General features: G+C 60.2%; 11 protein-coding genes and 1 tRNA gene. 1 reads left to right on the top strand and 11 read right to left on the bottom strand.

Features of this window, described 5'->3' with window-relative positions; translation table 11 throughout:
- Window positions 1-121: 121 nt before the first annotated feature.
- Window positions 122-200 (bottom strand) — tRNA-Ile (locus FH061_RS16050).
- A 125-nt stretch (window positions 201-325) separates the two neighbouring features.
- Complete coding sequence (gene rpoD / locus FH061_RS16045) at window positions 326-2,455, bottom strand: RNA polymerase sigma factor RpoD (RefSeq protein WP_318841021.1); 2,130 nt, start codon at window positions 2,453-2,455, stop codon at window positions 326-328.
- On the opposite strand from rpoD, the gene FH061_RS31625 reads away from it, so the two are divergent.
- Entirely contained in the window at window positions 2,412-2,858 is a 447-nt protein-coding gene (locus FH061_RS31625) for a hypothetical protein (RefSeq protein ID WP_318841020.1), read from the top strand. The two genes, rpoD and FH061_RS31625, sit on opposite strands and share 44 nt — an antisense overlap.
- A 169-nt stretch (window positions 2,859-3,027) precedes the next feature.
- Here the strand turns inward: FH061_RS31625 and dnaG are convergent, their stop codons facing one another.
- From dnaG to nirB, 9 genes are all read right to left on the bottom strand, one after another.
- Window positions 3,028-4,821 carry a DNA primase gene (dnaG, locus tag FH061_RS16035; protein WP_151636845.1) on the bottom strand — a complete coding sequence of 598 codons (1,794 nt, stop codon included), beginning with the start codon at window positions 4,819-4,821 and terminating at the stop codon, window positions 3,028-3,030.
- A 140-nt stretch (window positions 4,822-4,961) separates the two neighbouring features.
- The gene (locus FH061_RS16030) at window positions 4,962-5,411 is read right to left on the bottom strand and encodes a GatB/YqeY domain-containing protein (RefSeq protein WP_151636844.1); all 450 of its coding nucleotides are present in this window, start codon (window positions 5,409-5,411) and stop codon (window positions 4,962-4,964) included.
- Window positions 5,412-5,724: 313 nt separating this feature from the next.
- On the bottom strand, window positions 5,725-5,937 hold the full coding sequence (rpsU, locus tag FH061_RS16025) for a 30S ribosomal protein S21 (RefSeq protein ID WP_005665410.1): 213 nt from the start codon (window positions 5,935-5,937) through the stop codon (window positions 5,725-5,727).
- Window positions 5,938-6,047: 110 nt separating this feature from the next.
- Window positions 6,048-7,244 carry a BaiN/RdsA family NAD(P)/FAD-dependent oxidoreductase gene (locus FH061_RS16020; RefSeq protein ID WP_151636843.1) on the bottom strand — a complete coding sequence of 399 codons (1,197 nt, stop codon included), beginning with the start codon at window positions 7,242-7,244 and terminating at the stop codon, window positions 6,048-6,050.
- A 142-nt stretch (window positions 7,245-7,386) separates the two neighbouring features.
- Window positions 7,387-8,175 carry a uroporphyrinogen-III C-methyltransferase gene (cobA, locus tag FH061_RS16015; protein ID WP_225984697.1) on the bottom strand — a complete coding sequence of 263 codons (789 nt, stop codon included), beginning with the start codon at window positions 8,173-8,175 and terminating at the stop codon, window positions 7,387-7,389.
- Window positions 8,144-9,163 carry a DNA-binding protein YbiB gene (gene ybiB / locus FH061_RS16010; protein WP_151636841.1) on the bottom strand — a complete coding sequence of 340 codons (1,020 nt, stop codon included), beginning with the start codon at window positions 9,161-9,163 and terminating at the stop codon, window positions 8,144-8,146. The genes cobA and ybiB overlap by 32 nt, the downstream gene beginning before the upstream one ends.
- Window positions 9,164-9,344: 181 nt before the next feature.
- Window positions 9,345-12,191 (bottom strand): nitrate reductase, encoded by a 2,847-nt coding sequence (locus FH061_RS16005; protein WP_151636840.1) that lies wholly within the window; start codon window positions 12,189-12,191, stop codon window positions 9,345-9,347.
- Window positions 12,188-12,541, bottom strand: a complete 354-nt coding sequence (gene nirD, locus FH061_RS16000) for a nitrite reductase small subunit NirD (RefSeq protein WP_151636839.1) — start codon at window positions 12,539-12,541, stop codon at window positions 12,188-12,190. Before nirD ends, FH061_RS16005 begins: the two co-directional genes overlap by 4 nt.
- Before the next feature lie 68 nt (window positions 12,542-12,609).
- The gene (gene nirB / locus FH061_RS15995; protein WP_151636838.1) at window positions 12,610-15,048 is read right to left on the bottom strand and encodes a nitrite reductase large subunit NirB; all 2,439 of its coding nucleotides are present in this window, start codon (window positions 15,046-15,048) and stop codon (window positions 12,610-12,612) included.
- Between the last annotated feature and the right edge of the window lie 155 nt (window positions 15,049-15,203).

Here is a 15,203-nt window from a genome sequence, read left to right as displayed (position 1 = left end):
GTCGCAAGTGTATTTAGCTTTAGCTATGTAGATTCATAGTAAGCCAATACGCATAAGGTTTTATGCTTGAAGCTGAAGTGCCAAAAGAAAAAGGGTTAGCAGATGCTAACCCTTTTTTATCTGGTGGGCCTCCCGTGAGTCGAACACGGCACCAACGGATTATGAGTCCGCTGCTCTAACCAAGCATGAGCTAGAGGCCCGGAAAGGCAGACATTTTATTCCAAACAGGCACTATGTCGCTAGGTTCATTTGCAATTCGCCAAGAAACTATGAGCAAGCTGCAATTGAGTGGCCTGATGAACCGGTATTCGTCAGGCTATCTTGCTTAACTGCCTTCCAGGAAGCTCTTGAGCTTGTCGGAACGGGACGGGTGCCGCAGCTTGCGCAGAGCCTTGGCTTCTATCTGGCGGATACGCTCACGTGTCACATCAAACTGTTTGCCGACCTCTTCCAGGGTATGGTCGGTTGACATTTCAATGCCGAAACGCATGCGCAATACCTTGGCTTCACGAGGCGTCAGGGAATCAAGAACATCCTTGACTACACCACGCATCGATGCATGCAGCGCCGCATCGGCCGGAGCCAATGTATTGTTGTCCTCGATGAAGTCGCCAAGATGGGAATCATCGTCATCACCGATAGGCGTTTCCATGGAGATCGGCTCTTTCGCGATCTTCATGATCTTGCGAATCTTGTCTTCCGGCATTTCCATCTTGATCGCCAGCGTTGCGGGATCAGGCTCGGCACCGGTTTCCTGGAGAATCTGGCGCGAGATGCGGTTCATCTTGTTGATCGTTTCGATCATGTGAACCGGAATACGGATGGTCCGCGCCTGATCGGCGATCGAGCGGGTAATCGCCTGACGGATCCACCATGTGGCATACGTCGAGAATTTATAACCGCGGCGGTATTCGAACTTGTCCACGGCCTTCATCAGGCCGATGTTGCCTTCCTGGATCAGGTCCAGGAACTGCAGGCCGCGATTGGTGTATTTCTTTGCGATCGAGATGACCAGACGCAGGTTGGCTTCCGTCATTTCACGCTTGGCCTTGCGGGCCTTCATTTCACCGGCCGCCATCTTCTTGTTGATGTTGCGAAGATCGGGCAGCGGCAATACGACGCGCGCCTGCAGGTCGATCAGCTTTTGCTGAAGTTCCTTGATGGTCGGCACGTTACGGCCAAGGACTGCGCTGTAAGAATGATCGCCTTCCACCTCGCCATCGATCCAGTCCAGATTGGTTTCGTTGCCGGGGAATACCTTGATGAAATGCGCACGCGGCATGCCGCAGCGATTTACCGCGACATCAAGAATCTGTTTTTCGATATGGCGCACTTCGTCGACCTGGCCGCGCAGGGTGTCGCAGAGCTTTTCAACGAACTTCGCGGTGAAGCGAATCGACAGCAGTTCGTTTGAGATGGTTTCCTGGGCCTTGACGTAGGGCTTGGAGTTGTAGCCCTCCTTTTCATAGGCCTTGCGCATCTTGTCGAACTGACTCGAAATCTCTTCGAACTTGGCGAGCGAATCGCGCTTGAGCTGCTCAAGCTGCTCCGCGGAGAAGCCGGCGGCGCCACCGCCGCTGTTGTCCTCTTCCTCTTCGTCTTCTTCCTCGCCTTCCTCATCCTCGTCTTCCTCGTCGGATGCGGCAACAGGCGGAGGCGCAACTTCGTCAACCGCATTCGGATCGACGAGTCCATCCACGATCTCGTCCACCTTCATCTCGTCCTTTTCGATACGGGAAGCGGCTGCGAGGATTTCTGCAATCGTGGTCGGGCAGGCGGAGATCGCCTGAATCATGTCCTTGAGGCCGTCTTCGATACGCTTGGCAATTTCAATTTCGCCTTCGCGCGTCAGCAGCTCGACCGAGCCCATTTCACGCATGTACATGCGGACCGGATCGGTGGTGCGGCCGAAATCGGAATCAACAGTCGACAATGCGGCCTCCGCCGCCGCCTCGGCATCATCGTCCGTGGCAACGGAAGCGACGCTGTCGGACAGCAGCAGGGTTTCAGCATCGGGCGCCTGTTCATAAACGGCAATGCCCATGTCGTTGAACGTACCGATGATGCCGTCGATGGCTTCGGGGTCAACGATATTCTCGGGCAGATGGTCATTGATTTCCGAATACGTCAGGAAACCCCTGTCCTTGCCGAGCTTGATGAGCGACTTGAGCTTTTGCCGGCGCTGTTCGAGTTCCTCTTCCGAAGCCTCGCTGTCGGAGAAGGCATCCTTGAGCAGTGCCTTTTCCTTAGCCTTGCGATCCTTCGCCTTTGCCTTGTCGGCGGCCTTGAGCTCGGCGCGTTCGACGGCATTGAGCGCGGCGACTTCATCATTCTCGGGCTGGAAGTCCTTAGGTTTGCGACCGCGACGGCCCGGCACCTTGACTGTTGGCAGAACATATCCGGACGTATCAATGGCAGCCAATGCCGCCGCATCGGTTGTCTGGCTGACCGCCATTACCTTGCTTTCCGATTTGGCTTCCGCCGTCGGCGCGACCTTGGCAGGCTTGCTGGCTGTCTTGGATTCGGTTTTCTTGTTTGTCACGGGTTCTTTCAATTTCTCGGGAGCCGTCTGGTCGGCAGCTCGGGATGAAGGTTTCGCCTTTGACATACTTTCAGTTGCGGTCGTCGGCGCTACTTTGGCCGCGTCTTTCGTCGCGGCTTTGCTCGGCGTCTTTGCCTTGCTTGCGGATGAGGCGGAAGCGGTCTGCTTTTCGGCGGGCTTTGCCATCGACTTGCCCGGGGCAGATTTAGTTGCAGCAGAAGCTGCATTTTTTGCCGTTACACCCGAATTCGCGGTTTTTTTCATTGCGTTTGCCATGGAATCACTACCAACTGGACTACCCTCGTGCGCCGAGTGAATTGCGCCTGGTGGAGCCGACTAGAAACCCTGGCTCGGCATTCGCCCGCGCTACATGTTCTCGATCATCTGCCGGCCAATGGCCGAAAAACTCTCTAAGACCTTGAATCAAAAGCTTTTAATGATACCATACAGCGCAATATTTCTCCAATTCAAAGCCATGTTGTCAACTACCGCGATGTTGCTTCGACCTCAGCCTGCCGCCGTAGTTGCTCTTGCTGCTGCATCACCTCCCGATAACGGTTTCGCGCCTCTTCTGTTGACAGGCCGGTGCTTGCAAGCCGCTCCAGCTCCGCTTTCAGTACTTGCATTTTAGTCTGTCGTATTGCTCCGGCAAGTTCAAGACGGGCAGCTTCCGGGTCGGACTCGGCCTCTGCCGCGATCTCCGCGATCAAGGGATCGAAGTCGGCGCCCGCCGATTTCAGCTGTTCCGACAGCGCTGCGAAATGCGCGTTGTCACCCAATGCCCAGCATGCTTCGAGCAATTGGGTCAGCATGGCGGCATTGTCCGGCGCAAGCTGCGCGACCGCATCAATCGCTGGCTGGTCCACCCCGGCAGCCAAAGCAGGATGCGCGACGAGCAAGCGAATCATCTGTCGTTCCAGCCCCATCGGCGGCGTACGCTTGGTGCGCGGCGGCGCCACCTTTGTACGAGCCACAGGCTGAACGAGCTCGAACAGCGCTTCGATTTCAGCCGGCGTAGTCTGCGTCATTTGCGCCAGGCCTCTCACGATCTGCAGCCGCAAGCCGGACGGCGGCATCGCCTGTAGCAGGGGCTTGGCTTCAAACTGGGCCCGCGCTCTTCCCTCCAGCGTAGTCAGGTCGGTATCCTGAGTCACTTCCTTGAGCAGGAATTGCGACAAAGGCATCGCGTCGCGCACCTGCTGTTCAAAAGCTTCCGCGCCGAATTCGCGCACATAACTGTCCGGATCATGCTCCGGGGGCAGGAAAAGGAATTTCAGCGTCTTGTTGTCGCCTGCATAAGGCAGGCAGGCGTCCAGGGCTCGGCGAGCTGCGCGGCGTCCGGCTGCGTCACCGTCGAAACTGAAGATGACATGATCGGTTTGGCGAAGCAGTTTCTGTACATGGGTTGTCGTACAGGCCGTGCCGAGGGTGGCAACCGATTGCGGAAATCCCAGTTGCGCCAATGCAACAACATCCATGTAACCTTCGGTCACAAGGGCGTATCCCGCTTCGCGAATGGCCTGCCGCGCTTCGAACAAGCCGTATAACTCAAGACCCTTTTGAAATAAGGGTGTTTCCGGGGAATTCAAGTATTTGGGCTCGCCACCGTCCAGTACACGCCCGCCGAAGCCGATCACCTGGCCCTTGGTATTGCGGATCGGGAACATGATCCGATCGCGGAAACGGTCGTAACGCTTGCGGCCGCCGCCCTCTTCCTCGCTGCGGTCAATGACGAGGCCGGCCTCGACCAGGGCAGCCGTCTCGTAATCCGAAAATACCGCGCGCAGGTTGTCCCACCCGCCTGGTGCATAGCCCAGACCGAAGCGCGCGGCGATTTCGCCAGTCAGTCCACGATTCTTCAGATAACTGATGGCATTTTGGGCTCCGCGCAATTCCTGGCGGTAAAAGTCCGATGCTTTTGTCATGGCTTCGGACAAGGCCATGCTTTTTGCCTGCACCTCGGCCCGCTGGGCGGGCGGCAACTTGTCCTGCTCCGGAACGATCATTCCCACGCCTTGCGCGAGATCCTTGACGGCTTCGACGAATCCGAGCCCGGAATACTCAATGAGAAACCCGATTGCCGTGCCATGGGCGCCGCAGCCAAAACAATGGTAGAACTGCTTGGTGGGGCTGACGGTAAAGCTTGGAGATTTTTCGTTGTGGAATGGGCACAAGCCCATGTAGTTCGCGCCACCCTTCTTCAATTGCACATAACGGCCAACGACATCCACGATGTCGACCCGGTTAAGCAAATCCTGAATGAAAGATTGTGGAATCACGGCGGTGCGGGAAGCAAGATGTCCTTAAGGAGTATCCGGGCCGGCTGACGGAAGCCTGAAAATGCCTGAGGTCCGGGCCGTGCGATTCAGATGGAGACAAAGCGGCAATTTAAAAGCACTGCCGCTTCCCTGCGACATCTTCAGGCTGTGGACAACGCCCTTTTCACCAGGGCGGATACCGCCGTCATGTCGGCACGCCCAGCCAGCTTGGGCTTGAGCACGCCCATTACCTTGCCCATATCCTGCGGCCCCGCCGCACCGGTTTGCGCGATTGCAGCGGCAACTTCGCCGGAAATTTCGGCTTCCGACAATTCGGGAGGCATGTAGGCGGACAGCACTGTCAGTTCCGCCTTTTCAATATCGGCCAGATCCTGCCGTCCGCCGGCTTCGAACTGGGAAATGGAATCCTTGCGCTGCTTGATCATCTTTTCGATGATGGCAAGGACATGGGCATCAGTGAGCTCGATGCGCTCATCAACCTCTTTTTGCTTCATTGCTGCGGTCAGCAGGCGGATCGTGCCCAGCCTGCCGGTGTCCTTGGCGCGCATTGCCGCTTTCATGTCTTCGGTGATTTGCTCTTTCAGGCCCATTTTCTCTCCAATTCAACATGCCACTGCAATACAGGCAGCAAAGGGACGGCAAGGCGGCTGCAAGAAACACATCCGCACCAGGCAAATTCATGCTCCGGCATCACAAGAGAAAATCGTCAGAGAACGAAGCAAAGGCGCGGTGCGAGCCTCGGCATGCCTTTCTGTCGAATTTCAAACCTAGAATATCCGGCCATCCTGCATCATGATGCCAATTCAGTTTGCAATAGGCAACTCATGTAAGCAACAAAACCCGCTGCGGCATACCTCCGGAGCGGGTCAATACATTACCGCACACTGGGCGCGGCAATAAAAATCAGTAGAGCTTCTTCGGCAGCTGCTGGCTGCGGATACGCTTGTAATGGCGCTTCACGGCAGCTGCGAGCTTGCGCTTGCGCTCGGCGGTCGGCTTTTCGTAGAACTCACGCGCACGCAATTCTGTCAGCAAACCGGTTTTCTCAATGGTCCGCTTGAAGCGGCGCATGGCGACTTCGAACGGCTCGTTTTCTTTAAGGCGAATTGTGGTCATGTAAGTCTAACTCTAACCGAGGGTTTTATAAGGAAGACGGCGAGTATAGCAGCTTCACTCGCCGAAGCAAAGATTTTCGTTCACATGTCGCGCCGGGGCCGACTTTCTTGCTATATCGACAGGCCGGCTGCGACGCCGGACGCCCATGCCCACTGGAAGTTGTATCCGCCCAGCCAGCCGGTGACATCAACCGCTTCCCCGATGAAATGCAGTCCGGGTATTTTATTTGCCATCATGGTTTGCTGGGAAAGCTCGCGGGTATCGACACCCCCGCGGGTCACTTCGGCCTTGCGGTAGCCTTCCGAGCCGTTGGGCGTCAGCAGCCAGCGGTTGATGGATTCGCCAAGCTTGCGCAATTGCTTGTCGGGCATATCCGCAAGGCGCGCATCCGGTCGGATGCCGTTGAAGGCAAGCATGCCTTCCGCCAGCCGGCCGGGAAGCCACTGCGGCAGCAGATTGCCGATATTCTTTTTCGACGCGCCCTTGCTCTGGATGAGCGTTTCGGCAATATCGGTTTCCGGTACCAGGTTGACGGCAATCGGCGTGCCGGAATCCCAATAGCTGGAGATCTGCAGCACGGCCGGCCCCGACATGCCGCGATGGGTGAACAGCAGATCTTCGCGAAACTGCATGCGGGACTTCTTTTGTCCGGTCTCGATATCGACTTCGAGCGCGATGCCGGACATGGGAACAAAGGGTTCCCAGGCATTCGCATCAAAGGTCAGCGGCACCAGGCCCGGCCGCGGATCGATCAGCTTGAGGCCGAATTGCTTGGCGATGCGGAATGCGAAATCGGTCGCCCCGATTTTCGGTATCGACAGCCCCCCGGTGGCAATCACAACGTGGGCCGCATGGATCTGGCCGGCGCTGGTGTCGAGCCTGAACAGGTCGCCGTCCTTGCCGACGGCTTCGATGCTGCACGGCATGCGCCAGGCCACCTTGCCCGTCTCGCATTCGGCCTTGAGCATGTCGATGATCTGTTCGGCCGACTGGTCGCAGAACAGCTGGCCCTTGTGTTTTTCGTGAAAGGCAATGCGATAACGCTTTACCAGGGCGAGAAAGTCCTGCGAGGTGTAACGCGAGAGCGCGCTTCGGCAGAAATGCGGATTGGCCGAGACATAATTTTGCGGACCTGCATGCAGGTTGGTGAAATTGCATCGTCCGCCACCGGAGATGCGGATCTTTTCCGCAAGCTTGCTCGCATGGTCGATCAGCACCACCTTCTTGCCGCGCTGGCCTGCTACGGCGGCGCACATCATTCCGGCCGCACCGGCGCCGATCACGGCAACGTCAAACTGGTTTTGCATGGCTTGTAGAAATTAGACGAAGCCGTGATTGTAAGCGCAGCCCGCCATTCTCACGGAAATGCCCGGCCCTGCCAGCGGCAAAAAAACGGCCACGATGCTGCCGTGGCCGAAATGACATCTCTTGAACGAGGAGAAAAACGGTTCAGCCGGCGATGCGGTCCGGCTCTGCAGTCAGGCGATGAAACAAGTCTTGCGATGCGCAGCGCACCACGTCGCCGATCACGATGATGCTGGGACTGGCCAGCCGGGACTCGGTGAGCGCGGCGGGCAGATCGCCCAGTGTGGTGATCAGCTGCGCCTGGGAACCCGATGTGGCCGCATGAACGACGGCGACCGGCGTCGAAGCAGGCTTGCCACCAGCCAGCAAGGCCTGCTGAATCTCGCGGCAGCGCGCGACGCCCATGTAGATCACGAGGGTCATGCCGAGTTTGGCAAGGGCGTCCCAGTCCGGGTTGGCATCGGCCGTCTTGCCATGTCCGGTGACGAAGACCGCGCCCTGGCTCCAGTCGCGATGCGTGAGCGGTATGCCGATCGACGACGGCGCGGCCAGGCCGCTGCTGATGCCGTTGATGATGTCGACCTCGATGCCGGCATCGAGCAGGTGCGCGCGCTCTTCCCCGCCGCGGCCGAAGATGAAGGGATCGCCGCCCTTGAGGCGAACCACGAAATGGCCTGCACGCGCTTCCGCGATCATCAGGCGCTCGATGAATTCCTGCGGCGTCGACTGGCAGCCGCCGCGCTTGCCGACATGGATGATGCGCGCACCGAAGCGGGCATGATCGAGGATGTCGGGATTGACCAGATCATCGACCAGCAGCACATCGGCGCGGAAGATGGCCTTGACGGCCTTGAGCGTGAGCAGTTCCGGATCTCCCGGCCCTGCGCCTACCAGGGCGACTTTACCCTGCGCGGCTTGATCCTGCGTTTTCATGGAACACCCTTGTTGCATGTAGATGCTTCGCCACATGCAAACAGTGTTCCACCTGTTCGAGGATGGGTCCGGGCACCGGTTGCTCGCCTTTGAGCGCTTGCGCTATCCATTTTGCAGTGGTTTGTGCATCACTCGAGTGCGGCAGCGGCGGCATGTCGTCCACCGGCTCCTGCTTTTGCACCAACACCGTGCGTTGATGCCCATGAAACCATTCAATCTGCTGGGCCCGCTTCGGATTGGCCACGGTCTCGCCTTCCGTGCCGCGCATGAGGAAAGCGTCGCCGCGCTCCACCGGTGCGGCCGTCTCGAAATAGGCGGACAGCATTTCGAGATATTCCGGATGCGTGTAGGACGTGAGCCGCAGTGCCGGGCCTGCGAACGGCTGCATGATCTTGACCAGGGTATGCGTGGAGTTGCGCACGCCGAGAATGCCGCGCAATGCCAGCAGGCCGGCCATGCGCGGCGCCAGCGACTCCACCGGCATGAAGACGGGTTCATGGCGGGCGAATCCGGCCTGGGCATCGGCATGCGACTGCGCGGGGCGCAGGCCGAGTTCGAAGAGGATTTCGGCGGTGGTCACACGGCCGGGATCGCTTGTCACGCCGTGAATCAGTACGGGAGCGCCATGTCGCGCGAGCAGCAGCGCGAGCAGCGGCGTGAGATTGGGGATATTGCGCGAACCGTTGTAGCTCGGGATGACGATGGGCGCATAGTCCGATGCCGGCATGGTCAGCGGCGCGAACGAAGCTTCAGCCGCATCCAGGAAGCCGGCGATCTCGTCGACCGATTCTCCCTTGATGCGCATCGCCAGCACGATGCCGCCGAGTTCGAGATCGGAAACGCGCCGTTCCAGCATGGCGGCGTACAGGTCGCGCGCATCGTCGCGCGACATGCTGCGCGCGCCCTTCTTGCCGCGTCCGATTTCCTTGATGAAACGGGCGGCGGGAAACGAGCCTGATGATGCTAATGGGTCTGGTGTCTGGTTCATGCCGGAAGGGTACTACGAAGTGCGGGCGGATGCGAAGAGCGGCATCTTCCTTGATGCCGGCTTCCTGAAAGTAAGTGTGCCTGCCAGCTTGCCGACGGCAAGGCGCGCCGACGAAGGGTCCGACGCGGCAGGCGGCATGTCGACAGGCATTCCAAAAATGCGCAGGCCGCGCTTTCTCCTCTTATGCCGCCACCTTCCCCGCCGGACTTTTCACCAAGATGATTTTCTTCAATTCCGGCACGCAGGAGCCGCAATTGGTGCCGCACTTGAGCTTGCCCTGCAATGAGGCAAGAACCGCATCCGGCGTGCCTTCGTTGATCCAATCCTGCCCGGCGAGCGCTTCATCGATTTCACTCTCCGCAACATTGAAGCAGTTGCAGACGATGCGGCCCCGGGCCTTGAATCCCTGAGGCGCCTTCGCCGACGGCATCAGCAGCAGGCGGCCCAGCGTGGCAACCGGCTGTCCGCTTTCGAGATACTCCTTGAGCCAGTGCTCGGCCGAGGTATCGCCGGCAAGCGAGACTGCCGCCAGTTTGCCGTCATGCAGGCGGATGCGGCGCGAGTTGCCGCGCTTGGCATCGTCGTAACGCAGCACCTCGGCGCCGGCGATGCCGAACCGGGCTTCGACATCGTTGACCACCTCGGCCGCCGCCGGATAGTCGTCGGCGGCACGGAACAGCACGCCGACCCTGTCGCGGCCGAACAGCGTGCAGGAGGCATAGGCAAAGCGGCGCATCAGCGGACGCAGGCTGGCCTGCAAGGCCAATGCCTGCGACGCTTCAATCCAGCCGAACACCAGGAAACGCCATGGCAGTTCCGCCTTCAGGATCTTGACCGCCGCATGCTTGAGCTCGGGCTGCTTCGAGCTGGGGCAAAAGGCAGGCACTGTCAGGGAATTGACGCCATGGGTACCGTTGCCATCCCTGCCCCGGCCCGATACATATTCTTCGCCCCAATGCATGCCGATGAAGGCCTGGCCCGCGCGAATGTCCTCGCTTGCCAGCGCCGGCAGGATCTGCGAACCGCGGCGGCTGGTCACATGTACCAGGTCGCCGGCGCCGATCATGCGCCGGTCCATGTCATGCCGAGACATCAGGACCGCCGGTTCGGCGGCATGCGAGAACAATTGCGCAACGGTGCCGGTGCGGCTCATGCCATGCCACTGGTCGCGCAGGCGGCCGGTAGTCAGGCCGAACGGATAGCGCGCATCCACTTTTTCCGCCACCGGCTGGTAGACGGCGGGCACGAAGCGCGCCCTGCCGCTTGCCGTCGGGAAAACGCCGTCTTCGTACAGACGCTTCCTGCCCTCGCTCGCGCCCTCGGGGAAAGGCCATTGCTGCGGCCCCTGCTCTTCCAGGATGCGATACGACAGGCCGGTAATGTCGAGATCGCGGCCGCGGGTGGACTCGCGATGCTCATTCCAGATCTGCTCGACGCGGGTATACGGGAACAGGCTGCGCGTCCTGCCCATGCGCTCTTCGAGCCTGCGCGCGAAATCGATCACCATTTCCCAGTCGTGCCTGGCTTCACCCGGCTTCGGCAGCACCGGCTTGAAACGGGTGATGCGCCGCTCGGAGTTGGTCACCGTGCCTTCCTTCTCGCTCCATGTGGTGGCGGGCAGCAGCACATCCGCATAGTCAACGGTCGACGTGGTCCTGTAGGCTTCCTGCACGATGACCAGTTCGGCATGCTGCAGCGCTTCCCGGATCAGCGTCTGCTCCGGCATGGACTGAGCGGGATTGGTGCAGGCGATCCAGAGGATCTTGATCACGCCGCTGCGCACCGCCTCGAACATTTCCACCGCGGTCTTGCCGGGCTTGGCGGGAACATCGTCGATGCCCCACAGGCGCGCCACTTCGGCGCGATGCTCGGGATTGGCCATGTCGCGATGCGCTGACAGCAGGTTGGCGAGGCCACCCACCTCGCGTCCGCCCATGGCGTTCGGCTGTCCCGTCAGCGAGAACGGACCTGCGCCCGGCTTGCCGATCTGGCGGGTGGCCAGATGCAGATTGATGAGCGCCGCATTCTTGGCGGTGCCGGAAGCCGACTGGTTCAATCCCTGGCAATACAGCGACAGCGCCGCCTTCGACTGGCCGAACCATCTCGCCGCCGTCACCAGATCCTCTTCGCGGATGCCGCAGGTCTCGGCCACGTATTTCGGCGTGTAATCGCGGACGATGTTCCTGATCTCCGCAAAGCCCTCGGTATGCGCCTCGATATAGGCCGCATCGATCAGGCCCTCCCACAGGCAGAGGTGCAGCATGCCGTTGAACAAAGCGACATCGGTGCCGGGCAGAATTGGCAGGAACAGATCGGCATCGCGAGCGGTATCAGTGCGGCGCGGGTCGGCGACGATCATCTTGAGGGCGGGATTCTTCTTGCGCGCCTCCTCGATGCGGCGATAGAGAATGGGATGCGCATAGGCGGTATTGGAGCCGACGATGAACAGCAGCTGCGCCTGTTCGATATCCTCGTAGCAGGCCGGCGGCGCATCCGCGCCAAGCGTCTGCTTGTATCCCGCCACCGCGCTCGACATGCACAGGCGGGAATTGGTGTCGATGTTGTTGGTCCCGATCAAGCCCTTGGCCAGCTTGTTGAAGACGTAATAATCTTCGGTGAGCAGCTGGCCCGAGATATAGAAGCCGATGCTGTCCGGCCCGTGCCGGCGGACGGTTTCGTGCACATGCTCCGCCAGGTAGTCCAGCGTCGCATCCCAGGAAGCGCGCTCGCGCTGCGCTCCGCGCTTGAAACGCATTTCCGGATGGAGTGCTCGCACCTGCTGCTGCAGGACCGGGCTGGCGCTCAGATGCAATGTGCTTCCCTTGGTGCACAGGCGGCCGAAATTGGCCGGATGATCGGGGTCGCCGCGCACGCCCGTCACTTGCTTTCCATCGCTTTCCACGATGACGCCGCAGCCGACGCCGCAATAGCAGCAGGTGGCCCTGGTTTCCGTCCGCGCGCCAGCGGAGGTGGTGGTTTCCGGCTTGTTCAGGACAGCGGGAATGACGGCGCCGAGTATGTCATTCATGCCGCCTCGATTTCCGTCGCCAGTGTTTGCAGTTCGTTGAGATCGAGGAACACCTTGCCGTCCTCCACCTTGACGCTGAACTTCGGAGTGCAGCCTTCATCCGGCGCCGCCGCACAGCCGGAATCGAGCTCGATATTCCAGTTGTGCAGCGGACAGGCGACGCGCTCGCCGAATACGATGCCCTGCGACAGCGGTCCGCCGCGATGGGGGCAGCGGTCGAGGAGGGCAAAAATCTTGTCTTCGCTGTTGCGGAAAATGGCCACATCCGGCTTCGCTGCCCGATTGACCACCCGTGCACCGAGCACGGGAATGTCTGCGACGTTGCAGACGGCTTTCCATTGTTGCGACATGGGGTTCCCTTCGGCTTCTCTGGATTTCTATGACTTGTTTGAATCGGAAATATTGTCGATTCGGCGGCTCAAACCGTCAGCGGCATGAACTGGCGCGCGTCGACCTGGGCCTTGTCCTGCTCATGCCAAGGATCGGGCTCGCCCTCGAGCGAGAACAGCAGCCGCTCATAGAGCGCCTTGCGGTTTTCCGCATCCTCCAGCACCTTCTGCTTCACGTGTTCAAGGCCGACGCGGGCGATGTAATGCACCGTGCGTTCCAGGTAGAAGCCTTCCTCCCGATACATCTGCAGGAAGGCGCCGGAATATTCAAGCACTTCTTCGTGCGTCTTCAGCTTGACGAAGAAATGCGCGACTTCGGTCTTGATGCCGCCATTGCCGCCGACATAGATTTCCCAGCCGGAATCGACGCCGATCACGCCCACATCCTTGATGCCCGATTCAGCGCAATTGCGGGGGCAGCCGGAGACGGCGATCTTGACCTTGTGCGGGGCATACATCTTCCAAAGCGCCCGCTCGAGCTGCTGGCCCATCAGGGTGGAATCCTGCGTGCCGAAACGGCACCACTCGGATCCGACGCAGGTCTTCACCGTGCGCAGCGCCTTCGCATACGCATGGCCGCAAGGCATGTCGAGATCCTTCCACACCCCCTGCAGGTCTTCCTTCTTCACGCCCAGCAGGTCGATGCGCTGGCCGCCGGTAACCTTCACGGTCGGTATGGCGTACTTGTCGACGACGTCGGCGATGCGGCGCAGGTCGGAGGCGGTGGTTTCGCCGCCCCACATGCGGGGAATGACGGAATAGGTGCCGTCCTTCTGGATGTTGGCATGCGCACGCTCGTTGATGAAGCGCGACTGCGGATCGTCCATGGCTTCATGCGGCCAGGTCGAGATCAGGTAGTAGTTCAGGGCGGGCCGGCAGCTGGCGCAACCGTTCGGCGTGCGCCACTCGAGGAAGTGCATCGCATCGGCAATCGTCAGCAGCTTGTTGACCTTGATCGCATCGCGCACTTCCTGGTGGGTGCGGTCGGTGCAGCCGCACATCGGCTTGACCTTGGCCGAGGTCGAGTAATCGCCGCCCGCGGTGAACATGATGATCTGTTCGACCAGGCCGGTGCAGGAGCCGCAGGATGCCGATGCCTTGGTGTGCTTGCGCACGTCTTCCAGCGTGAACAGTCCCTTTTCCTTGATGGCCTTGACGATGGCGCCCTTGCAGACACCGTTGCAGCCGCAGACTTCGGCGCTGTCGGGCATGGCGGCCGCCTTGATGAAACCTTCGTGGCCGACATCGCCCGGGCGGCCGGTGTTGGATTCGCCGAACATCAGCGTATCGCGGATTTCGCCGATGTCGCGGCCTTCGCGCAGCAGGCTGAAATACCAGGAGCCGTCGACGGTGTCGCCGTACAGGCAGGCGCCGACCAGCTTGTCGTTCTTGATGACGAGCTTCTTGTAGACGCCGCCGATGGGGTCCGACAGCACGATTTCCTCGGTGCCCTCGCCGCCCATGAATTCACCGGCCGAGAACAGATCGATGCCGGTGACCTTGAGCTTGGTGGAGGTGACCGAGCCCTGGTAGCGGCCGATGCCGAAATTGGCGAGATGATTGGCGCAGACGCGGGCCATCTCGAACAGCGGCGCGACCAGGCCGTAGGCGGTGCCGCGATGATTCACGCATTCGCCGACGGCATAGATGCGCGGATCGTAGGTCTGCATGGTGTCGTTGACGACGATGCCGCGGTTGCAGTACAGGCCGGCCGACTCGGCCAGCGTCGTGTTCGGGCGGATGCCCACCGCCATCACGACCAGCTGCGCCGGGACTTCCAGCCCGTCGGTGAAGCGGATGGCCTTGACGCGTCCGTTGTCGTCGCCGACGATTTCCTTGGTGTTCTTTTCGAGCAGGAAGGACAGGCCGCGGTCTTCCAGCGATTTCTGCAGCATCCTGCCGGCGACCGGGTCGAGCTGGCGTTCCATCAGCCAGTTCGGCAGATGCACCACCGTCACCTCCATGCCGCGCAGCTTCAGGCCGTTCGCCGCTTCGAGGCCGAGCAGGCCGCCGCCGATCACCACCGCATGCTTATGCTGCTGCGCGGCTTGGATCATCGCATTGGTGTCCTGGATATCGCGATAGGAAATCACGCCGTCGAGATCCTTGCCGGGCACAGGGAGGATGAAGGGATTGGAACCGGTGGCGAGCAGCAGGCGGTCGTATTGCGCAACGGTGCCGTCTTCGGCGATCACCTGGCGCCGGACGCGGTCGATCCTGGCGATCTTCTTGCCGAGATGGAGGGTGATATTGTTTTGCGCGTACCAGTCGACATCGTTGAGCATGATGTCCTGGATGGTTTGCTCGCCGGCGAGCACCGGCGACAGCAGGATGCGATTGTAGTTGGCATAGGGTTCGGCACCGAATACGGTGATGTCGTATACATCCGGCGCGATCTTGAGCAGCTCCTCCAGCGTGCGCACGCCTGCCATGCCGTTCCCCACCATTACTAACTTCAGCTTCTTCATCAAAGCTTCTCCCCGTTCGGCCTCGCCATTGAAGCCTGTAGATAAACATGCCTGCCTCTAAGCAGGAGGCATGCCAATCGATTGCGCCGGAAAACGCACTGCAACGAGGACGTCCTTGCACTGCCGCAGTGCGACAACCGGATTCATGCATGGCG

It is taken from the genome of Noviherbaspirillum aerium, from assembly GCF_008929045.1.
In the GTDB taxonomy this organism is placed as follows: Bacteria; Pseudomonadota; Gammaproteobacteria; order Burkholderiales; family Burkholderiaceae_D; genus Noviherbaspirillum; species Noviherbaspirillum aerium.
Note: the sequence above shows the minus strand (reverse complement) of the source record. Positions and strands in the feature narration are given on the sequence as shown.

Excerpts from the sequence above, each read along its gene's own strand:
- rpoD (WP_318841021.1), bottom strand. The coding sequence starts at position 2,455 with ATGGCGGTCAGCCAGACAACCGATGCGGCGGCATTGGCTGCCATTGAT.
- FH061_RS31625 (WP_318841020.1), top strand. The coding sequence starts at position 2,412 with ATGGCAGCCAATGCCGCCGCATCGGTTGTCTGGCTGACCGCCATTACC.
- cobA (WP_225984697.1), bottom strand. The coding sequence starts at position 8,175 with ATGAAAACGCAGGATCAAGCCGCGCAGGGTAAAGTCGCCCTGGTAGGC.
- FH061_RS16020 (WP_151636843.1), bottom strand. The coding sequence starts at position 7,244 with ATGCAAAACCAGTTTGACGTTGCCGTGATCGGCGCCGGTGCGGCCGGA.
- nirB (WP_151636838.1), bottom strand. The coding sequence starts at position 15,048 with ATGAAGAAGCTGAAGTTAGTAATGGTGGGGAACGGCATGGCAGGCGTG.
- FH061_RS16030 (WP_151636844.1), bottom strand. The coding sequence starts at position 5,411 with ATGGGCCTGAAAGAGCAAATCACCGAAGACATGAAAGCGGCAATGCGC.
- nirD (WP_151636839.1), bottom strand. The coding sequence starts at position 12,541 with ATGTCGCAACAATGGAAAGCCGTCTGCAACGTCGCAGACATTCCCGTG.
- ybiB (WP_151636841.1), bottom strand. The coding sequence starts at position 9,163 with ATGAACCAGACACCAGACCCATTAGCATCATCAGGCTCGTTTCCCGCC.
- FH061_RS16005 (WP_151636840.1), bottom strand. The coding sequence starts at position 12,191 with ATGAATGACATACTCGGCGCCGTCATTCCCGCTGTCCTGAACAAGCCG.
- rpsU (WP_005665410.1), bottom strand. The coding sequence starts at position 5,937 with ATGACCACAATTCGCCTTAAAGAAAACGAGCCGTTCGAAGTCGCCATG.